General features: G+C 38.6%; 20 protein-coding genes. 16 read left to right on the top strand and 4 right to left on the bottom strand.

The window, feature by feature from the left end:
- The first annotated feature begins 155 nt into the window (after window positions 1-155).
- The gene (locus tag M3206_RS11590) at window positions 156-464 is read left to right on the top strand and encodes a hypothetical protein (RefSeq protein WP_251312683.1); all 309 of its coding nucleotides are present in this window, start codon (window positions 156-158) and stop codon (window positions 462-464) included.
- Between the two features lie 38 nt (window positions 465-502).
- Here M3206_RS11590 and M3206_RS11585 read toward each other — a convergent pair whose 3' ends face one another.
- Window positions 503-1,312 (bottom strand): undecaprenyl-diphosphate phosphatase, encoded by an 810-nt coding sequence (locus M3206_RS11585; RefSeq protein ID WP_251312682.1) that lies wholly within the window; start codon window positions 1,310-1,312, stop codon window positions 503-505.
- A gap of 241 nt (window positions 1,313-1,553) precedes the next feature.
- Between M3206_RS11585 and M3206_RS11580 the strand changes: the two genes are divergently transcribed.
- The 5 genes from M3206_RS11580 to M3206_RS11560 all read left to right on the top strand — a co-directional run bounded on the left by M3206_RS11580 (window position 1,554) and on the right by M3206_RS11560 (window position 7,287).
- A complete protein-coding gene (locus tag M3206_RS11580; RefSeq protein ID WP_251312710.1) occupies window positions 1,554-2,903 on the top strand; it encodes a hemolysin family protein in 1,350 nt (449 codons plus the stop codon).
- 85 nt (window positions 2,904-2,988) lie between these two features.
- Window positions 2,989-3,222: a hypothetical protein gene (locus M3206_RS11575; RefSeq protein WP_251312681.1), complete on the top strand. Its 234-nt coding sequence runs from the start codon at window positions 2,989-2,991 to the stop codon at window positions 3,220-3,222.
- Between the two features lie 192 nt (window positions 3,223-3,414).
- A complete protein-coding gene (locus tag M3206_RS11570; RefSeq protein ID WP_251312680.1) occupies window positions 3,415-3,666 on the top strand; it encodes a hypothetical protein in 252 nt (83 codons plus the stop codon).
- A gap of 139 nt (window positions 3,667-3,805) precedes the next feature.
- On the top strand, window positions 3,806-5,644 hold the full coding sequence (locus tag M3206_RS11565) for a PAS domain S-box protein (protein WP_251312679.1): 1,839 nt from the start codon (window positions 3,806-3,808) through the stop codon (window positions 5,642-5,644).
- Between the two features lie 224 nt (window positions 5,645-5,868).
- Window positions 5,869-7,287, top strand: a complete 1,419-nt coding sequence (locus tag M3206_RS11560; protein WP_251312678.1) for a VWA domain-containing protein — start codon at window positions 5,869-5,871, stop codon at window positions 7,285-7,287.
- 273 nt (window positions 7,288-7,560) lie between these two features.
- Here the strand turns inward: M3206_RS11560 and M3206_RS11555 are convergent, their stop codons facing one another.
- Window positions 7,561-9,660, bottom strand: a complete 2,100-nt coding sequence (locus tag M3206_RS11555) for a DNA topoisomerase III (RefSeq protein WP_251312677.1) — start codon at window positions 9,658-9,660, stop codon at window positions 7,561-7,563.
- Window positions 9,661-9,841: 181 nt separating this feature from the next.
- On the opposite strand from M3206_RS11555, the gene M3206_RS11550 reads away from it, so the two are divergent.
- The 10 genes from M3206_RS11550 to M3206_RS11505 all read left to right on the top strand — a co-directional run bounded on the left by M3206_RS11550 (window position 9,842) and on the right by M3206_RS11505 (window position 18,819).
- On the top strand, window positions 9,842-11,059 hold the full coding sequence (locus M3206_RS11550; RefSeq protein WP_251312676.1) for an MFS transporter: 1,218 nt from the start codon (window positions 9,842-9,844) through the stop codon (window positions 11,057-11,059).
- Window positions 11,060-11,214: 155 nt separating this feature from the next.
- Complete coding sequence (locus tag M3206_RS11545; protein WP_251312675.1) at window positions 11,215-11,784, top strand: bifunctional transcriptional activator/DNA repair enzyme AdaA; 570 nt, start codon at window positions 11,215-11,217, stop codon at window positions 11,782-11,784.
- A 281-nt stretch (window positions 11,785-12,065) separates the two neighbouring features.
- A complete protein-coding gene (locus tag M3206_RS11540) occupies window positions 12,066-12,635 on the top strand; it encodes a DNA-3-methyladenine glycosylase (RefSeq protein WP_349774010.1) in 570 nt (189 codons plus the stop codon).
- Window positions 12,632-13,111, top strand: a complete 480-nt coding sequence (locus M3206_RS11535) for a methylated-DNA--[protein]-cysteine S-methyltransferase (protein WP_251312674.1) — start codon at window positions 12,632-12,634, stop codon at window positions 13,109-13,111. Before M3206_RS11540 ends, M3206_RS11535 begins: the two co-directional genes overlap by 4 nt.
- Before the next feature lie 182 nt (window positions 13,112-13,293).
- The gene (locus tag M3206_RS11530) at window positions 13,294-13,830 is read left to right on the top strand and encodes a hypothetical protein (RefSeq protein WP_251312673.1); all 537 of its coding nucleotides are present in this window, start codon (window positions 13,294-13,296) and stop codon (window positions 13,828-13,830) included.
- Window positions 13,831-13,993: 163 nt separating this feature from the next.
- Window positions 13,994-14,503, top strand: a complete 510-nt coding sequence (locus M3206_RS11525; protein ID WP_251312672.1) for a DUF1572 family protein — start codon at window positions 13,994-13,996, stop codon at window positions 14,501-14,503.
- A 27-nt stretch (window positions 14,504-14,530) separates the two neighbouring features.
- Window positions 14,531-15,088, top strand: a complete 558-nt coding sequence (locus M3206_RS11520; RefSeq protein WP_251312671.1) for a cysteine hydrolase family protein — start codon at window positions 14,531-14,533, stop codon at window positions 15,086-15,088.
- A 77-nt stretch (window positions 15,089-15,165) separates the two neighbouring features.
- Window positions 15,166-15,639, top strand: a complete 474-nt coding sequence (locus M3206_RS11515; RefSeq protein ID WP_251312670.1) for a DinB family protein — start codon at window positions 15,166-15,168, stop codon at window positions 15,637-15,639.
- 191 nt (window positions 15,640-15,830) lie between these two features.
- Window positions 15,831-18,143 (top strand): RNA polymerase recycling motor HelD, encoded by a 2,313-nt coding sequence (gene helD, locus M3206_RS11510; protein ID WP_251312669.1) that lies wholly within the window; start codon window positions 15,831-15,833, stop codon window positions 18,141-18,143.
- 229 nt (window positions 18,144-18,372) lie between these two features.
- Complete coding sequence (locus tag M3206_RS11505; RefSeq protein ID WP_251312668.1) at window positions 18,373-18,819, top strand: DUF4385 domain-containing protein; 447 nt, start codon at window positions 18,373-18,375, stop codon at window positions 18,817-18,819.
- Window positions 18,820-18,844: 25 nt separating this feature from the next.
- Here the strand turns inward: M3206_RS11505 and M3206_RS11500 are convergent, their stop codons facing one another.
- Together M3206_RS11500 and M3206_RS11495 are read right to left on the bottom strand one after the other, a co-directional pair.
- Window positions 18,845-19,219, bottom strand: coding sequence for a hypothetical protein (locus M3206_RS11500; protein WP_251312667.1), 375 nt, complete (start codon window positions 19,217-19,219; stop codon window positions 18,845-18,847).
- An 18-nt stretch (window positions 19,220-19,237) separates the two neighbouring features.
- The gene (locus tag M3206_RS11495; RefSeq protein WP_251312666.1) at window positions 19,238-19,702 is read right to left on the bottom strand and encodes a GNAT family N-acetyltransferase; all 465 of its coding nucleotides are present in this window, start codon (window positions 19,700-19,702) and stop codon (window positions 19,238-19,240) included.
- Window positions 19,703-19,818 lie beyond the last annotated feature (116 nt).

Genomic DNA, 19,818 nt, shown 5'->3' with positions numbered 1-19,818 from the left:
AGTTACTCCTTTCTAATTGGGTATTATTTTCCAATTATTAGATTAACATTAATAATTAATGAAGTCTCCCAACAAAGGCCCCATTTTTTATTATATATAATTTTATATTCCTTTTTATGGTAAAATGTAAGGGATAAAAAGAAAGAGGGGAACTTATGGACTCAGATTTTCGTGCTGAACTTCGCAGGATTCGAATTACGCTAATCGTGATCGCCATTATTATGGTAATGATGCCTTTTGGGAACAAAGTGACCGTTGACCACAACCTTAACGATATGTCAAACCAGGCTGAATTCCATAAAAACCTTGTTCCGCTTGGAAATGGATATTTTGGGTTACTTACCGGTGATATGGAGCTGATGGATGACAATCAGATGAAAATCTTTTTCTATGACGAAAAACAAAATAAGATGGTACTCAAGAGAGAAGTCGATCTGGATACTGTAGAATTGGCTGAAGAATAACAAAAGAGCTTGAGAAAAATTTCTCAAGCTCTTTCTTGTTAGAAATAAAGTACAATAAATAATCCAGCTACCAGACAATACAATGCAAAATAACCAAGGTTGCCGCGCTTCATAATCCCCATAAACCATTTCAATGAATAATAGGAGAAGATAAGAGACGCCAAAAATGCACCGGTGTATGGCAACACCATTTCATTAAAATTAGAGGATTCAGCAATGTCACCAATAGACATCAAAAAGGTTCCTGCGCTTACTGGAATATATAAAAAGAACGAAAATCGAAGAGCTGTATCCTGTTTCATACCGAGTGCCATACAAGCTACAATCGTGGCACCTGAACGGCTGATACCTGGAATAAGCGCAACAGCTTGTGCGAAACCAACGATGACAGCATCTTTTACAGTGAGACTTTTGTCTCCTTTATATCCCTTTAGATTTCTGATCAAGTACAAAGCAACGGCCGTCGCAAGTAGTGAAAACCCTACTTGCTGAATACCTTTTAGATGTCCTCCAATAAAATCCTCGAAAAGAATGCCGAGTACAGCGACCGGTATCGTCGCAAGGACCAGATAAACAGAGAACATAAAATCAGATTTATACTCTGGTTTACGAGTGGATAAATAACTAACAGCATTCTTAATTAGTTCGTACAGATCTTTTTTGTAAACAAGTATTACGGCTAGAAGAGAAGCGGTATTAACAAGTATCTCAAAGTTTAAATCCTTTACTTCAATACCCATAAAGTATTGAACGATTACAAGGTGTCCGCTTGAAGAAACGGGGATAGGTTCTGTGAATCCTTGAACCATGCCGAAAAAGATGTAAATCAATAATTCTTTTAAATCCATTTGTAAGTTCACCTTTCACTCATAGAAATTATCGTAAATATATCATTTCGGATAAAGAAATGAAAATTCGGGGTCGGAAAACAGGTCTGTAATATTTCAACTAAAAATTTGGAAAATCGTTTTCTCAGTCTCTTCTTGTAATTTGTGATATACTTTTCTAAATAAATAAAATTTATAAACCCTAGGAGGTGACAACTTATATTCCAGCAGTATTGGGGTATAAGGAGTCTTTTTGGACAGTTTGACCTTATTGAAGTTATTTGCAGTAGCCATTTTAATTCTACTAACCGCTTTTTTCGTAGCAGCAGAGTTTGCGATCGTAAAGATTCGGAAATCACGAATCGATCAACTAGCAGAAGAAGGAAACAAACGTGCGATTTCCGCCCAAAAGGTTATCGAAAACCTGGATGGATCATTATCTGCATGTCAGCTAGGGATTACAATCACAGCTTTAGGACTTGGTTGGCTGGGAGAACCAACCGTAGAAGCTATTCTAGGTCCGGTATTTAAAAGCATGGAATTAAGTGCGGCAGTTGTTCATACGCTGTCATTTGCTATTGCCTTTTCATCTATTACTTTTCTGCATGTGGTTCTTGGTGAACTTGCACCAAAAACGATAGCGATTCAAAAGGCTGAATCGATCAGCTTGATGCTATCACCAGCATTGATTAGTTTTTATAGAGTCATGTACCCATTTATTTGGTTCTTAAATGGAAGTGCACAGCTTCTAGTAAGATTGCTTGGCTTGAAGCCTGCTTCAGAACACGACATGGCGCATACAGAAGAAGAACTCCGTTTAATCTTAAGTGAGAGTTACAAAAGTGGGGAGATCAACAAGTCAGAATTCAGCTATGTAGAAAAAGTATTTGAATTTGATGATAGAACTGCAAAAGAGATCATGGTCCCTCGTACAGAAATGGTATGTATGTATTTGGATAATACTATGCAGGAAAATATTAATATCATTGCTGAAGAAAAATATACACGTTACCCCGTAGTGGGAGAAGATAAAGATCATGTGCTTGGTATGGTGAATGCGAAAGAAATATTCTTTGATCTGATCAAAGGTAAGGAATTTCCTCTGGAACACTATATTCGGCCTACACTGAGCGTTTTTGAAAATACACCTATTAAAGAAACCTTATTAAAGCTTCAGAAAAAAGGATTTCATATGGCTGTGCTTGTTGATGAGTATGGAGGAACAGCAGGTATCGTAACCATTGAAGATATTTTAGAAGAACTTGTTGGTGAAATTCGAGACGAATTTGACGAAGATGAGTCTCCTATGATCCAAGCGATCAGTCCGAACGTTAAACATTTTGATGGCAAGGTTCTTATATCAGAAGTGAATGATATTTACGGACTCGATATAGATGATAGTGAACTGGACACAATCGGTGGATGGGTATTGTCACAAAACTCTGAGATCCAAGAACAGCAAGTCATCATCTATGAGGGTTATGATTTTAAAGTAATCGAACTTGATGGCCATCAAGTTAAGAAAATAGAAGTTTCTAAAAGGGAAGTTCACGAAGAAAGTGATGCATCGATAATGGATGCTGAGCAAACTCTCCTTGAAAAAGAAGCGTGATCCTATTAGACCAGTCAGAAAATGGCTGGTCTTTTTGTTTTATAAATTTCAGAGACGGGTACGAATGTATAAAGGAGGAGATATCATGAAATCAATTACTGTCGAGCTTGAATATGATGAAAGTGTAGTACATGAAGGACGTGAAGTTGAGTCAAAACTTAACGAACAGCTACAAGGAACGGGTTTCCAAGTTGTATCGGTTGAACATAATTCTTCTAACAAAGAACGTCAGGACCCGCCGATTAAAGAAGATCGAGACGCATCTGGTGCTGGTGGACAAACAACACCGCCATATGAAAAGGCACCGAATGAGAATTAATAAGACGGTCAAGCTGCCGTCTTTTTTCTTTTGTCGAAATAAAAACAATATAACACTACTAATTTCCCAGGAAATCGACTATAATTGACAGAATATATTGACAAATATACTAACTGACTCTATTATTAAATTAATTAAACACATACGAACACTAGCCATTTAACTTGAAAAATTGAAAAGGGGTGGAAGAAGATGAAAAGTTCCCCGCGGTATCGTTTTTTTCGAGTGATTTTAGGAGGTGACGTAGTAGATATCGATATTTTTCAATTTCCCCATAAAACAACCGTCGTGTTCAGCATGCTCTTTTATAAACAAGAACACACCCTCATGGTTTCTAAAACAAGTCCAGACCGTGGTACCGCATTACGAAATGCAAACTTTTCCTTTCTTCAGAGTAAAGCCCAGCTTGAAAAGAAATTTAAAACTCCACCTATACTCAACTAACCTTCCACTACCTATTTTTAAGTGAATTCAATATAAAAGTTGTTCATAAAAAAATACTTTGTATATAAAAGAAAATGTGTTTATAATTTAGATTAAAAAAATGTCTCTTGGAAAAGGCGTTTTTTTGATGGAGGGTAATATGAAGGTTCCAGATGGTCATTCAGCAGCAGATAAACTTGTTAGCCATATTATTAGATATGCAAAGAAATTGGAGCACTCTGAGACCCCTTTTCTCATTCAGAAAGACCGTAAGTGGATTTATGTAAATCTCGCAGCAAGAAAGATTTTAGAAGCAGAAGAAGATATCATCGGTAAACCAATCTGGGACAACCTCCCGCCGAACATACATGGTTTAGTCGAAGAAAGAATTCAGTCTTGTAAAAGTGGCGTTTCACCGATGCCTGTCGAACAGACATGGATCACCCAAAAAGGAAACCGTATTAATTTAGAAGTGATTGGATTACCGCTCATGTTTTTTTCATCAGATGCAACACAGATTATTATCAAGGATATCACGAAACAAAAAATGGAGAAAAAAGAAACGTTAGAACATTTGAATCTCATTACAGAGAATATGATAGATATCATAGGCCTTGTTAATGATAAAGGTATATTAACGTATCTGACTCCTTCTTATGAATGGATTACTGGCCACTCACATACAGATGCGATTGGGACTTCTCCGTTTAGTTTAGTACATGATGAAGACCGTTCATTTGTAATGGATGAGTTTATGAGAATGATTACCGAGCAAATCCCTTTATCTGTAGAATACCGCTACACGAAAAAGGACGGCTCATATATTTGGCTCGAATCACAAGGGATGCCAATTCAAAAGGAAAACTCTAGCCGTTATGCCGCTGTAGCTACTAGGGATATTACGAAGCGGAAAGAAGCAGAATTCGCTTTGAAAAAAAGTGAACATACTCACCGCATCATTCTTGAACATAGTAACGATTTAATCTGCGTGGTTGATTTGGAAGGGAAGTACTTGTTTGTATCCCGTTCGTATAAAGACATAATAGGTATCGACCCTCAAACCTTACTGGGGCAAGATGCCTTCAAGTTTATTCATAGGGAAGATCACGCGTCTGTTCAAAAGTATATTGAGCTTCTTGCTGCTTCAGAGGACCCAGAGCCGGTTGAATATCGAAAAATACATGTGTCTGGAAAAGAAGTTCTTCTTGAAGGTAAAGGAATGCCAATGTTATCTGGAGACGGAAAAGTGGATGGTCTTGTATTCATTTCCAGAGACATCACGGAAAAGAAAAAGGCGGAAGAATTTATAAACAATAGCGAAAAACTGGCTGTGTTAGGTGAGCTTGCAGCAGGTGTAGCCCACGAGATCCGCAATCCGCTTACTTCTATTAAAGGGTTGTTCTCTTTATTAAAACAAAATGAGATGGATAAGGAAAAACAGCATTTTTATTATGAAGTCATTTATGAGGAACTGAACAGAATAGAGCATATCGTTAATGAGTTTATGGCACTGGCAAAACCAGATGCTCTTCAAATCGAGAAAGAAGTCAATCTAGTCCAGCTCCTTCAGGATACGGTTATGCTTCTAGCAACGGAAGCTAATCTAAATAATGTGGAGATCCGCCTTTTGTTCAAAGAGAAGAAATTGTTTGTTACGTGTGAAAAGAATCAAATGAAGCAAGTTTTCATAAACATTATTAAAAACGCGATCGAAGCTATGAGCAATGGGGGAGTCTTAACGATTGGTATCGAAGAGGAGATGGGTGAAACAGTAAAACTGATCTTTGCTGATACGGGAGTCGGTATACCAGAGGATCGCCTGAAAACAATTGGGGTTCCGTTCTTTACAAATAAAGAAAAGGGAATCGGTCTTGGTCTTACGGTTAGTAATAAGATTATTACTGATCATAATGGCAGTCTAAAAGTAGAAAGCATTCCTGGACAAGGTACGACTGTAGCCGTCACGTTAAAAAATGTAAAGGATAACAAGCGGGTGTGATCATAATGATTACACCCGCTTTACTTTTCTAACCTTACCCAAGTACTGCGAGTCTGTTCATTGCCCATTTCCTCTAGTTTACTCATTACATCTTGAAGTTCCATCACAATCACACCCAATCCATTCTATTTATTATTTTAAAAGTCTTCCACATTATGTTACGATTTTCCTGTTCAAAGAATCTTTGAAACGGTATCATTTTTTGTCTATAGTAGGGGGTCTATATGAACAACAATATAAAGATGGTTGTCGTGCTCTTGTTTTTATCCATAGCCATGCTTGCTGGATGTTCTGAAAAGAAAGACAAAGCTCTAGAAAAAGAGATAAATAAGAAAACAGAAAAAACACAAGAAAAGATACAACCAGAAAAAGTACCTAAAGCACCAAGAGAGCTGGAAGATATGATTAAACAAAAACCAGGTGTCTTGATTGAAAAATACATGGATCCCAAGCTGGAAGGATTATATGGCTGGGCTGGCTATGACTATATTAATTACTACAGAGATGAGTTTAAACCCATTGCCGAAAAAGAGATCAAGAGTTACTTTCAAAAAAATAAAGATCTATCTAGCCAGGAAATCTATGATTATTTAGTCTATCAATTGGGTTCTGGACAGTACGCCTCTTATTATGAGCAATTGTTGTCATATGGACACGGCTACGAAATGCCTGAGCTCCCAACCAGTCCGGAAGAGATTGAAGAAGAAAAGAAACATAAGAAACCAAATGTGGTCATTCTAGTAGATGCGAGCGGAAGTATGAAGGCGGAAGTGGATGGCGGGGTGAAAATGGACCTTGCCAAAGAAACGATCAAAAAGTTCACGAGTGATCTTCCTGACGATACAAATGTTTCCCTATTTGCTTATGGTCATCAAGGATCTGGTGATGACTCAGACAAAGCGAGATCATGTGAGGGGATTGAGGAAGTCTATCCGTTAACTAGTTATGAAGAAGCAGCGTTTGATGAATCGCTGGAGTCTTTTGATGCGAGTGGTTGGACACCTCTTGCAGGGGCTATAAATAAAGCGAATGACTTGTTAAGTCAGTTTCCTGAAAGTGAGTACGAAAATATCGTATACATCGTAAGTGATGGGATGGAAACATGCGGTGGCGATCCAGTAGCTGCAGCGAAAAAGCTTACAGATAAGAACATTGAAGCGAAGTTGAACATTATCGGTTTTGATGTAGATGATAAGGGGCAGCAGCAATTAATGAAAGTAGCGAACGCGGGTAAAGGAAAATACGCTTCTGTCCGTGATCAAGCCTCTCTCGAAGAGCAAGTTCTGAAAAAATGGCGCCCCTCGATTGGGGAACTTGTTTGGACACAAGGTGTAAGCGCACAGGATTACATTGATGCGCAGAAGCGGATGAGTGATATCTATAATCCGTTATTTCATATCTCGACCAACGAAGGAAACCGTATAAGGAATGCTGTATATTATCTTCAGCAGAATAACCTCATTCCAAGGGATAAAGGGAATGAAGTGATCGAACAAGCAGAGGCCAGCACAAATTTAAGAAATGAACATTTTAAAAAAATAAAAGAAGAAAAAATGGATGAAGCCGAACGTTTACAACAAGAGATTGACAGCAAAGTTGAGGCGTGGAAGCAGCAATGGCGCGATGAAATCAGCGAAAAATAAGGAAGAACCGAATCTCTTTTGAGATTCGGTTCTTTTTTTGCTGAATTTATGAATGTGATAAACTTCATCCTAGTATTTTTAATGATGTTGAGCGAAAAATTAAGATTCTGAGCGAAACGGCATGCCGTTTGAGCGAAGATCAGCAGTTTTGAGCGTACGATGAGTTTTATGAGCGAAGATTAAACGTTTTGAGCGAACGTGTAATAAATATAAGAACACGTACCGTGAAACCAAAAAAGGCCGGCTACCTTTAAGGGTGAGCCGACCATCTTATTATTCTTTATCTTTCATCGCGGCTTTTAAAGCATCAGCTAAACTGTTGCCAAAACCTTCGTCTTCTTTTTTGTTGTTGGCACTGTATTTTTTCAAGAGCTGCCGTTCTTCGCGTTTTGATACTTTCTTTTTGCGTTCATCCGCTTTTTCAACGACATTACAAGGCTTACATTGGAAGTACGTACCGGCTTTTCCGTTATGCATCTCCATCTTTTTCTTACACTGTGGACAGCGTCGGTTAGAAAGCTTCGGATCTTTACGGCGGCGATAAGAACATTCGCGGTCCGAACATACGAGTACCTTACCGTCACGTCCTTTTACTTCTTTTAAAAGCTTGCCGCATTCCGGACACTTTGAACCTGTTAAGTTATGAGCGCGGTATTCTTGTGAACTTGTTTTAATCTCCATTACGAGCTGCTTCGTCTGTTTACGAATATTTTCAAGAAACTCTTTCGGGTTGCCTTTTCCACGTGCAATGGATTCGAGTTCTTGTTCCCACTTAGCCGTCAACTCAGGTGATTTTAATTCATCATTCACAAGTTCAATGAGTTGTTTTCCTTTTGGAGTAGGAATCAGCTTATTGTTTTTACGATCCAACACCTCAGAACCTAGCAATCGTTCAATAATATCCGCACGTGTAGCTGGCGTCCCCAGGCTGTATTTCTCCATACGGGATAAAAGATCGGCTTCCGTAAAGCGTGCTGGCGGTTCGGTTAGTTTCTTCTCTAGGTTTACATCTTTTACAGAGAGTGTCTGGCCTTCTTTTAAACGAGCTAGATCTTGTGGTGCTTCTGCCTCTTTTCCTGATAAAACTTTAAATCCTGCATCCAATACCAATGTTTCTCTTGCCATGAATGATTCTCCAGCCACTTTTAATGTAGCCGTTAATGTTTCAGACTTATAAGCCGGGTAAAAGAGGGCAAGGAATCGGCGTGCGATCAGATCGTATAATTTCCGTTCATCATTATCAAGGTCACCAAGGTGCAGCGGTTCATCTGTCGGAATGATCGCATGGTGATCTGTAACTTTTGCATCGTTAAAGACTTTTTTCGCCACTACTTTCCCTTTGTGTTTTAAAAGAGGCTGAACTTCATCACGATATCCGCCTGACATTCCTTGAAGCCGGTCGTACATTGTATTTTCCATATCTTTCGTTAAATAGCGCGAGTCTGTTCGTGGATACGTAACTAGCTTATATTGCTCGTAAAGTTTCTGCAGAACGGAAGAAGTCTTCTTTGCCGAGAAACCAAATCGGCGGTTCGCGTCTCGTTGCAGCTCCGTCAGATCATACGGCATCGGATGTGATTCTGTTTTTTCTTTCTTTTGCAAAGACTCGACGGTTGCTGTTTGCCCCTTCACTTTGTTTGTGATTTCTTCAGCTCTTTTCTTATCGAATAAACGTTTTTCTCCGTTTCGCTCCCAAGATGCTTTTAATAAGCCGATGGTTGCATCGATTGTCCAATAATCTTTCGGCACAAACGAATTAATTTCTTGTTCACGTTCTAATATCATCGCAAGGGTCGGTGTTTGAACACGTCCTGCTGAAAGAGGATCATTATATTTTGTCGTCAGTGCACGTGTTACGTTGAGTCCGATCAGCCAATCCGCTTCAGATCGGCAGACAGCTGATTGATACAAGTTATCGTATTGCTTAGCAGGTTTTAGATGGTTAAAACCATCACGAATGGCTTTATCTGTCTGTGAAGAGATCCAAAGACGCTTCACAGGCTTCTGCCATCGAATCTTTTCCATGATCCAGCGTGCGACAAGTTCACCTTCACGTCCGGCATCTGTTGCGATAACAAGCTCATTTAAATCTTTTCTTTTCGCAAGCTGTTCAATGGCCCGGAACTGATGGCTGACCTGGCGGATAATCTTCAATCCCATGTGTTTCGGAATAATTGGCAAATCTTCGAGTCGCCATTGTTTGTATTGTTTATCATAGTCTTCTGGCATCTTTAACTCTACCAAGTGTCCGAGTGCCCACGTTACAATGTGTTTCGGCCCTTCGATATAGCTTTTATTTTGTTGCTTGCAGCCGAGTACACGGGCGAGATCACGTGCAACACTTGGCTTTTCAGCAAGAATTAGTTGTTTCATAACGTACCCCTTTCTAACATCTCTTTAGTCATTATAACAGAGTGTAAAAAGAGGAAAGAAATGAGCAAAATTTTTACGCTACTTTTTCAAAATACTGGTATACTAAAACAATAATATTTCACTTGATTGAGTACTGAGGTTGGATCACTGTTTCGGTGGGGCTGAGAGGGGTAAGAACGCAATGTGGAGAAACCGGAATTTTTTAATCTTGATGTTTGGTCTAGCTGTATCAAGTACAGGATTATGGGTCGGAATTATCGGCAATCTTGAATTTTTACAGATGAATGTAGAGTCTTCGTTTTTACAAGCACTCATTATTTTAGCAGGATTTCTTGTGGGAATCTTCCTTGCTCCAATGGCGGGAAGGATAATCGACCGCAGCATTAAAAAGAAGATCCTCATCTATGCGGGTTTTGCGAGGTGTGCCGCAATCTTCTTTATGTACCTAGCGATCGCTTATAACAATGTTTGGTGGATGGTTGTGTATATGCTTGTGATCGGAATATCAGGTACGTTTTCGCAGCCTGCGATGCAGACGTTGCTTCCTTTAATCGTAAAAAAAGAAGAGCTATTAGATGCGAATGGCGTAAACATGAATATTTTCACGGCTTCCAGAATCGTAGGAACCGCACTCGGCGGAGTTATGCTCGTTGGGATGTCTTTGTTTTCCTTATACACGGTAACGCTAGCATCCTACGTGATCCTTTTAATTTTAACGTTTTTTCTGAATGTAGAGGAGAAGCCAAAAGAAACGAATAAGAAAGGACGTAGGGAAAACTTCTTTAGAACGCTTGGCGAATTGTATCCAATCGTAAAGAAGCAGCCAAAAGTGGTTTATGGAATCTTTTTATTGCTTCCAGCTTATTTGTTTTTATCAGGATTCAATCTCATGGTTATCGAGATCAGTGACTTGCAGGACAATCCAGGGATAAAAGGGATTCTATATACGACAGAAGGAGTCTGTGTATTCATTGGAACGTTCTTGTCTAAAAGGTTCTTCCGTGATAATCCGAAGCTTTCCTATATGTTTGCGATAACGTTTATCATCGCGACAGCACATACATCCTTGTATTTAGCGGATCACCCGGTCATGTCGGTTCTTTCATTCGGACTGTTCGGCCTTGCAGCGGGAACGCTTTTCCCGGTAGTAACAACAATCTTCCAAACGGATGTACCATCTGAGTATCATGGAAGGTTCTTCTCGATTAAAGGGATGGTCGATAATATTATCTTCCAAGCATTGATGCTTTTAACAGGACTGTTCCTGGACACGATCGGCTTCTTCCATATGGTGATCGGTTTTGGAATCACATCCTTCATTATCGCAATCGTCATTCTGTTTCAATACAAGACTAAAGAGAACCGTAAAAAATCGAGACCTGTAGCTGTTACGAAATAAAAATGATTTAAAATATTGATTCCTTCAAGAGAGTGCCTTTGTACCACTCTCTTTTTGTTTGGAGATAAATCAGACCATAACAGCAAGATTGAGGACGATTTTCCATTTGGGAATTGATAAAATAAAGAAAAAAAGCAGGGATGGAGGGATGAGGTATGACGCTTGTGAAAATGTCTTTTGAAGAAATGTGGAATAAGATCATGGAATGTGACAGGTCTTATGATGGATTGTTCTATACGGCTGTTAAAACAACCAAGATCTTTTGCCGGCCATCCTGTCGATCGCGTAAACCCAAAAAGGTCAATGTAACATTTTATGAGACGATATCTGAATGCATCGAGGCAGGTTATAGAGCATGCAAGAGATGCCAGCCTGAAATTGAACACTGCCCACAGATTGATCTCGTAAGGAAAGCGACTGGATACATGGTGAACCATCTTAACGAAAAGGTTGTTCTACAAGATATTGCTGGCCATGTCGGAGTCAGTCCGTTTTATCTGGAACGGCTATTTAAAGAAGAGATGAAAGAAACACCGCGTGAATATTTAGAGAAAATCCGCATCCATAAAGCAGCTTTTCTTCTGAAGCATTCAACAAGAACAAACTTAGAGATTTGTTATGAGGTTGGATTTGGAAGTCCGTCTAATTTTTATAAAGCTTTTCGCAGAGTGGAAGATTGTTCGCCAAGCGATTACCGGAAATCTTTTAGAGTTAAGGAGTCATAGGATGCAGTGGAGCGATCATGGCCAATATCTTAACATACGGCTTCCAGAGGCGTTCAACTTTAACGAATGTCTCGAGCTTTTGCACACTATTCAGGACAAACGCCTATTGAAGCTGGTTAGAATGAATGAGGAAGAGTTCCTTCTGAAGATTTGTAGTGATGATAATAGTCTCATAGTGGAGTTTTGTCTTGGAGAACCAACTTATGCCGTAAAGCAGCAAGTGGTCCAGTATATGTCTGAATGGTTTGACCTTGAGCGAGACCTTTTTAGGCTTTTATCAGATGGCGAATAGGGATGGGGTTTTACAGACAATCGCTAAAAAATATTACGGTTTACGCATGATCGGCATTCCTGACTTATTTGAGGCGGTTACGTGGGCGATTATGGGTCAGCAGATCAATCTGAAGTTTGCTTACACCTTAAAAAAACACTTTATCGAACACTTTGGAGTAAAACGGGAATATGAGAACACAACATACTGGCTTTATCCCACACCTGAAAAAATTGCAAATCTTCATATAGATGATTTAAGAAAACTTCCATTTACAAGTCGCAAATCGGATTCTGTGATGGGTGCAGCAAAAGAAATAACATCAGGAAGATTAACAAAAAGGATACTGTTCGATACCCAAAATCCACAGAAACAACATGAGACCCTTTTAACATTAAAAGGAGTTGGAGCATGGACGGCAGACTACGTTATGATGAAGTGCCTGTTAGAACCAACTGCTTTTCCTGTTGCTGATGTTGGCCTGCATAATGAACTAAAGAAACAGATGAATGTAGAAATCAAAGAAATGGAGCGGCTGGGAAGCGTATGCTACGTTCTATCTTTGGAGGTCGTTGTATGAATCAGGCTTTTAAGCTAGACTATCAATCTCCAATCGGAGTCATTGAGATCATAAGCAGCGAAGAACGAATACAATCTATTATGTTTGTTGATAGAAACGTTATGGAACATCAGCCTGACATTCCAAAGCTTTTAAGAGATTGCTATAACCAGCTCGACGAATATTTTAAAGGGGAGCGGCAACAATTCATACTTCCTTATGAACAGAAAGGAACTTTATTTCAACAATCTGTCTGGAATGAGCTTATTAAAATTCCGTTTGCAGAGACGGTGTCATACCGTGACATCGCCTGCTCCCTTCAAAATGAGAAAGCGATCAGAGCAGTCGGCAGTGCAAACGGAAAAAATAGATTAAGTATTATCATACCTTGTCATAGAATTATAGGCTCCAATGGAACATTAACCGGATACGCAGGTGGACTTTGGAGAAAAGAATGGTTATTGAATCATGAAAAGGAACTCAAAAAATTATTATAATATAACTTTTAAGTATAATTAAAGATTATTTAAAATAATACGATAATTCAGTCTTATAAAGGCTTTAAGGGTTGTTTTATCATATTTAAAGAATATTATAATATTTTAATTTACAATATTAAGAAAAAGGTTTAGAATGAGAAAGTTCCAAAAAGTAGAAAAAGATAACGGGGGCATTCTCAATGAAAAAATTCTTAGCACTAACAGCAGCTGCCATTCTTGCGCTTAGCGTAGGCTGCGGCAAGGAAGAAAAGCCGAAAGAAGAAGGAAAACCTGCGGCAGCTACAGAAAAAAAGGAAGATGATAATACACAGAAGATCACCCTTCTTAACTTTGAAGGAGAACTGATCGGACAGCTTAGAGAGTATCATGCACCATTCAATGCATATGCTGCAGGTGCAGCCAAAGAAGGCGAAGAAGCACCTCCTAAAGAAGAGCTAGATAAGCTTAAAGCTGATGCGAAAGCAGCTGGAGAAAAAGCAGTATCTGAGATTCCGTCAGTTGAAGTTCCTTCTGACCTATCAGAAGATCACCAAACAAAGATTAAAGCTGCTTTAGAAGAGCTGAAGAAGTCCTATGAAGCAAAAGTTGCCGGCTTAGAAGATGAAGCAAAAGCAACAGAAGCTAATAAGTTGTTTACAGCTTTTGAAGAGAAATTAAACACAATCCATGAAGATCTAAAATTAATTCCTGGAAAGTTCATCAACGAACTTCAATAATAGAAGTAACTAAACTGCTGTCTCACTTGAGGCAGCAGTTTTTTTATGTATCGATAAGTTTATATTAAATAAATCTGCTAACTTTTGATAAGGTCTCATAGGAAATATAAGAAAAGAAGAGAAATAGAGTAAGAGGTGATGAACTGTAAAGGAGCTGTGTAATATGAGTCTTGCGAAAACAGATGTTGCTACTGAATACTTGCGTTCTATAAAAAAACGTTTTCTAGATGCAAAAGACTATGCAGAAAGGACGTTTGATCAGCTTTCGGAAGAACAATTATTTTGGTATCCAAATGAAGATTCCAACAGTGTTGCTATAATCGTTAAGCACATAAGCGGTAATATGATCTCCAGATGGACAGACATGTTTAACACGGATGGAGAAAAACCAGATCGAAACCGTGATGGTGAGTTCGAAAACACGATGTCTAACCGAGAAGAAATGAAAGCAGTGTGGGACAAAGGATGGGGAGTATTCTTTGATACACTAGACGGTTTGAAAGAAGAAGATCTCCTTCGGACCATCTATATCCGTAATGAGCCTCACTCTGTAATGGATGCCATCAACAACCAGATGTATCACTATTCGAATCACATCGGCCAAATTATTTATATTGCAAAAATGCTTAAGTCAGAAGAATGGAAAACATTAACGATTCCTAGAAAAAAATAATCTGTTTTTGCTAAAGGAGATATTAAAATGAAAAACGCACTATTAGTCATCGATGCACAGCAGGAACTAATCGATGGGAATAAAGAAGAACAAGCTGTTTTCAACAAAGAAACTCTATTGAAAAATATTAACGTAGTAATCGAACAAGGCCTGGAAGCAGGAGCGGAAAGTTTATTTGTAAGAGATCTAGATGTTGCTGAGGGTAAAGGCGGAGGCTTTGAAGTTCATTCAGAGATTCATGTACCTGAAGGCGCAGCATTTTTTGATAAAAAAGCTACAAATGCATTCTATGATACTTCTCTACTGAATCATTTAAAAGAAAAAGAAATTACACATGTGGTCATTATGGGTTGTAAAACAGAGCATTGCATCGATACGGCTGTAAGAATGGCGACGGTAAACGGGTTGGATGTAACATTAGTAGGCGATGCCCATTCAACGACAGACTCTACAATATTAAAAGCTCAACAGATCATCGAACATCATAATAAAATTCTTCATGGCCATTATAATGTTAACAACTTCTCGGTAGTTAGGAAAACGGGTGAAGACCTTTTTAGTCCGATCCATGATCAATATCGGTAGTCATTAATAGTCAGATAATTCAAAAGGGAGTATAATTAGTTTAATAGTGATTACAAAATTCCTGGGGAGGCGTATGAATGAACGAGTTAACATTTAAAAACTTTGAATTGGCACGAAGTTTTTTTCTGAAGCATCTAGGAGAACTAGATAAGGAAGTTGCTCAAGTTCAGCCAGAGGGATTCAACAACAATATCCATTGGCACGTTGGACATGTCTTAACAATAGCTGAATATTTTATGTTTGGATATCCTGAAAAAACAAAACACCTTCCATTAAACTACATTGAACTATTTAACAGAGGAACAAGTCCAGCTGACTGGAAAGGTGAAGTACCCTCACTCTCAGAACTAACAGAACAATTGAAGGATCAAATGGCTCGGATAAAAGAGATTCCTGAAGAACGCTTACAGGAAAAGTTAGAAAAACCACTTTTCAACTTCACAACATTTGGTGAATTGATGAATTTCGCTGTATTCCATGAAACGTATCACCTCGGTCAGATGCATGCCATGAAAAAAGTGATTGAACAATCCAAGGTTCAACAAGGATAAAGAAAAGAGTGACTTCCTGAACAGGAAGTCACTTTTTTATGTAAATAATAATGTACTTTTTGCACCCGAATGTGCTATTATATAAAAGACGCGCATTATTCCAATTTAACGTTTATAATATCCCTTAATTATATTATAAACCAAAAGGATAAAGTGTGTCAACAGAAAAATTAATGATAGGGAGAGATCGGATGACGACATGGAATCGGGAGCAGCGTAATGAACAAGAACGAGTAAATGAAGTAATAAAGGAACTTTCTCAAGCTACTTCTAAACTTCAAGAGCATCTAGGCGGAAAACGATCTGATGTGGTCCAAATCCGAAAAAACTTCTGGTCAGACGTAACCGTAAACCTGGATGATCCGGATGATGCCATTGAAACGGCAGCAAGCATAAAACAGCAGTCTGAACTGTTATCTGAGATAGAGAGAAGTCATATTTCAGCAGAAAGCCGCTTAAAGACATACGAAAAACTAAAGTATTCACCTTACTTTGGAAGAATTGATTTTACCGAAAAGGGTGAAAGTGAAGCGGAAAAAGTCTATATCGGAATCGCATCTTATTATGATGAAGAGACAAGTGAATTTTTAGTTCATGACTGGCGTGCGCCGATCTCAAGCTTGTATTATGATCACTCCCTCGGTAAGGCAAGATTCAGAGCGCCGAGTGGAACAATAGAAGGAAATTTAGATCTGAAACGACAGTTCATCATAAAAAACGGCCAAATCCAGGGGATGTTTGATACTGGGGAAGCAATTGGCGATGAGCTTCTTCAGCAGGTCCTTGGCAATCAGGCGAATACTCAAATGAAAAGCATAGTAGCGACCATTCAGAAAGAACAAAATGCCATTATTCGAAACACGGATAGTGATCTGCTTATTGTTCAAGGAGCAGCAGGCTGCGGGAAGACATCAGCTGCCTTGCAGCGTGTAGCGTATCTTTTATACAGAGACCGGGAGACCTTACAATCCCATCATATTGTATTGTTCTCTCCGAACAACATGTTCAATAGCTATGTTGCAAATGTTCTTCCTGAACTTGGCGAAGAAAATATGGAGCAGACCACTTTTCAAGCTTATATCGATCATCACTTAGCGAAGGAATTCTCTGTGGAAACGCCGTTTAAACAAATGGAAGCTATCCTTTCAGGTGATGGGGAATCGTCACGGGTAGCAGGAATCAAATTTAAAGCGTCCGTTGATTTCTTAGAAGCAATCCATCGATATGTTGAATCGTTAAGTGAATCCGGCATGCAATTTTTAGATGTGAAGTTTCGGGACAAAACCATGATCAGAGCGAAACAGATCAGTGAGTATTTCTACTCTTTGGATTCACGCGAAACAATTCCTTATCGCATGAAAAAGACTTCTCAATGGATTTTGAACGAACTGAAACGAGCTGAGAAAAAAGAACGTAAGAAACCATGGGTTGAAAAAGAAATTCAATTTCTAGATAAGTCAGTCTATACGAAACTTTATGAACAACTGCAAAAACGAGATAAATATAGTGCAGATTCCTTTAATGATCTGGCGAGCGAACAGAAGGTCCTGTCTGCGTACGTTACAAGACTTGCGTTTAAGCCACTTCGAGATTCTGTTGAAGCGTGTAATTTTTTAGATATGAAGAGTTTGTATGCTAAACTGTTTCAAAAAAATAATAAATTGGTTCCTGAATATGATGTGTGGAGTGAGATCTGCAATCATACGCTCTTCAACCTGAAGCAGAACCATCTGGCAAATGAAGATGCCACACCATTTCTTTATGTAAAAGAATTATTGGTTGGGTTCCAAACAAATGCAGCCGTGAGACATGTGTTTATTGATGAAGCGCAGGACTTTTCACCGTTCCAATTCGCGTTCATCCAGCGTATTTTTCCAAGAGCTAACTTAACGGTACTCGGTGATCTAAATCAGTCCATCTATGTCCATGCTTCAGATCAATCCTTTCGTATGCTAGAGAAGCTGTTAAACAAAAAACACACAGAAGCCATTACGCTTACGAGAAGCTATCGTTCTACAAAAGAGATTGTTGAATTCACAAAAAGTCTATTAAAAGATGATAGCGGAATTATTCCGTTCAACAGACCTGGCGCAAAACCATCTGTTTTGAAGGTAAATACAGAAGAGGAGATTCACGAGGAATTAGAAAGCCTTATCCAGTCCTGGCAGAATCAAGGTCATGAAACCCTCGCTGTTATCTGCAGAACAGCTAAAGAAAGTTTAGAAGTGTATGAAAAACTAAAGTCAAAAGTAGACCTAAGACTAATGATTAATGAGGATGCAGCTTTCCAAAAAGGGATCATAATCATTCCTTCTTACTTGGCCAAAGGGATAGAGTTTGATGCTGCAGCCATTTACGACGCTTCGGGCTATCAGGAAGAACGAGAGCGAAAACTCTTTTATACGGTCTGTACACGTGCTATGCATGAATTGACCGTGTTCTACAAAGGCTTACCTTGTCCATTTATTAAAGAAGCGCCAAAAACTTTTTACAAAATAAACTAACCCATCAAAAATCCGCTGTTCTAATGCAGCGGATTTATTATTTTTGAACGTTTTTACTAGCAAATAATAAATTGTAATATATGGAAAAATAGATGGTTTGCAGGTTGTTTGGAGCGCCTGGAGCGGAAATCAACTACCTTAGAACTTTTCAAAAACCACATTGAATCGGCATCCCCCCTTTTTGAATAACTTGAAAATGGGTAAGGATAAGAAAGAAGGAGGGAGATCTGTGCCATTTGATTATGACCTTGATTTTGATAATATTGATTTTCGAAAGAAGCCAGAATTATATAGAGTGGGCCGCGGAGAACAAGGCGTGCTTCTGGTAGAACCATATAAAAGTGAAATCCTTCCTCATTGGCGTTTTAAAACGCCAGACGAAGCCAAAAAATCCTCAGAAAAAATCTACGAACAATTTTTGGAGTACAAAAAGAACAAAGATTTCGTTGGCGCTGATATGGCCAGGAAGTTTCTGCAGATGGGATATACCCGTGCAAGGAGATACACCAACTACAAGGGTGGCCGAAAATATGATAAAAATGGCGAAATCAATGAAAGGCAGATCGATCCTGTAAAAGCAAAGTCTGCTGAAATCTTCAAAGAGAAATGGAAACTTGCTAGAGAAGATGAAGAGTATTTAAAGATGAAAAAAGCACATCAAAAAGAGTTTGGATAAACACCTCTACTTATTTAGAGGTATATTAGGGATTGTTTGTTCTGTGCTGTGAAACAAACTCTCCAAACAAAATATGATCAAGTGGGGCGACGTGGGCTACAAACTCGTTTAATAGCTCGTTCACTTCTTCGTCAGAATCAAAGTCCGCCATTGTAATTCGGGCATGTTCCTCTGACTGAAATTGGAGAAGTCCAATCCAAAGTTCCTCTTCTTTTTGTAAATCGAGTTTCTCTGGAATTAAGGACGCTCCATATTTTTTTGAAGAAGGGGATAACTTAAAGATTTGCTCTGTCACACCTCCATATTCCTGAAATTTTTTATTCGTTTCCGCTGATATCTCTAGAAACTTTTCTTTTGCCTCCGGTTTAATCTTATAAAGATAAACGAGTAGATGCGGCATATTATGAAACCTCCTACATTAGTTAATTTCTTTATGTACGACTTCGCGAGTAATCATAAACCCTATTTTTTTATAAAAGTTTTTCGCAATTTTATTCTCGATCCAATAATCGAGTTCAATCTTGGTGACACCAAGTTGTTTTCCAAGTTTTTCGATATAAGCGATAACTTGTGAACCAGCTCCTTTGTTGCTGTGATTTTTATCAATGCTAATCTGGTGGATGTACAAGGATTTAGACGCTTTTTTAAACGGTGTTTCTGCTGAATGACGCAGGGTCAACCATACATAACCAATTGGGGTTGTATCTTCTTTTACAACTAAAAAAAGTTGATTCGAATCCATCATGATTTCCTTAAAGTAATCTCGGATCGGTTCATACTTATAAGGAGTAAAGGACTCAGGAAAAAGTTCAACGTGTACATCTTGAACGTTTTTATTAAGTGTGGCTACTAATTCATAATCTTGCATTTGAATGATTTCCATAGAAAAAGGAATCCTTTCAAGGGAATGATGACTTTTTCCAATTCTAACATATAAATTGGTTCCGCTTACATTTCATTTTTTGTTCACAAAACGTCCAAAGGAAATGTGATTTGAAT

Source organism: Fictibacillus phosphorivorans, from assembly GCF_023715845.1.
Classification (GTDB): domain Bacteria; phylum Bacillota; class Bacilli; order Bacillales; family Fictibacillaceae; genus Fictibacillus; species Fictibacillus phosphorivorans_D.
The sequence above is the reverse complement of the archived record's forward strand: the minus strand, read 5'-3'. Positions and strand labels throughout refer to the sequence as shown.

What these genes read in the sequence shown, in the direction of transcription:
- M3206_RS11590 (WP_251312683.1), top strand. Translation starts at nt 156, where the DNA reads ATGGACTCAGATTTTCGTGCTGAACTTCGCAGGATTCGAATTACGCTA.
- M3206_RS11585 (WP_251312682.1), bottom strand. Translation starts at nt 1,312, where the DNA reads ATGGATTTAAAAGAATTATTGATTTACATCTTTTTCGGCATGGTTCAA.
- M3206_RS11575 (WP_251312681.1), top strand. Translation starts at nt 2,989, where the DNA reads ATGAAATCAATTACTGTCGAGCTTGAATATGATGAAAGTGTAGTACAT.
- M3206_RS11570 (WP_251312680.1), top strand. Translation starts at nt 3,415, where the DNA reads ATGAAAAGTTCCCCGCGGTATCGTTTTTTTCGAGTGATTTTAGGAGGT.
- M3206_RS11565 (WP_251312679.1), top strand. Translation starts at nt 3,806, where the DNA reads ATGAAGGTTCCAGATGGTCATTCAGCAGCAGATAAACTTGTTAGCCAT.
- M3206_RS11560 (WP_251312678.1), top strand. Translation starts at nt 5,869, where the DNA reads ATGAACAACAATATAAAGATGGTTGTCGTGCTCTTGTTTTTATCCATA.
- M3206_RS11555 (WP_251312677.1), bottom strand. Translation starts at nt 9,660, where the DNA reads ATGAAACAACTAATTCTTGCTGAAAAGCCAAGTGTTGCACGTGATCTC.
- M3206_RS11550 (WP_251312676.1), top strand. Translation starts at nt 9,842, where the DNA reads ATGTGGAGAAACCGGAATTTTTTAATCTTGATGTTTGGTCTAGCTGTA.
- M3206_RS11545 (WP_251312675.1), top strand. Translation starts at nt 11,215, where the DNA reads ATGACGCTTGTGAAAATGTCTTTTGAAGAAATGTGGAATAAGATCATG.
- M3206_RS11540 (WP_349774010.1), top strand. Translation starts at nt 12,066, where the DNA reads ATGGCGAATAGGGATGGGGTTTTACAGACAATCGCTAAAAAATATTAC.
- M3206_RS11535 (WP_251312674.1), top strand. Translation starts at nt 12,632, where the DNA reads ATGAATCAGGCTTTTAAGCTAGACTATCAATCTCCAATCGGAGTCATT.
- M3206_RS11530 (WP_251312673.1), top strand. Translation starts at nt 13,294, where the DNA reads ATGAAAAAATTCTTAGCACTAACAGCAGCTGCCATTCTTGCGCTTAGC.
- M3206_RS11525 (WP_251312672.1), top strand. Translation starts at nt 13,994, where the DNA reads ATGAGTCTTGCGAAAACAGATGTTGCTACTGAATACTTGCGTTCTATA.
- M3206_RS11520 (WP_251312671.1), top strand. Translation starts at nt 14,531, where the DNA reads ATGAAAAACGCACTATTAGTCATCGATGCACAGCAGGAACTAATCGAT.
- M3206_RS11515 (WP_251312670.1), top strand. Translation starts at nt 15,166, where the DNA reads ATGAACGAGTTAACATTTAAAAACTTTGAATTGGCACGAAGTTTTTTT.
- helD (WP_251312669.1), top strand. Translation starts at nt 15,831, where the DNA reads ATGACGACATGGAATCGGGAGCAGCGTAATGAACAAGAACGAGTAAAT.
- M3206_RS11500 (WP_251312667.1), bottom strand. Translation starts at nt 19,219, where the DNA reads ATGCCGCATCTACTCGTTTATCTTTATAAGATTAAACCGGAGGCAAAA.
- M3206_RS11495 (WP_251312666.1), bottom strand. Translation starts at nt 19,702, where the DNA reads ATGGAAATCATTCAAATGCAAGATTATGAATTAGTAGCCACACTTAAT.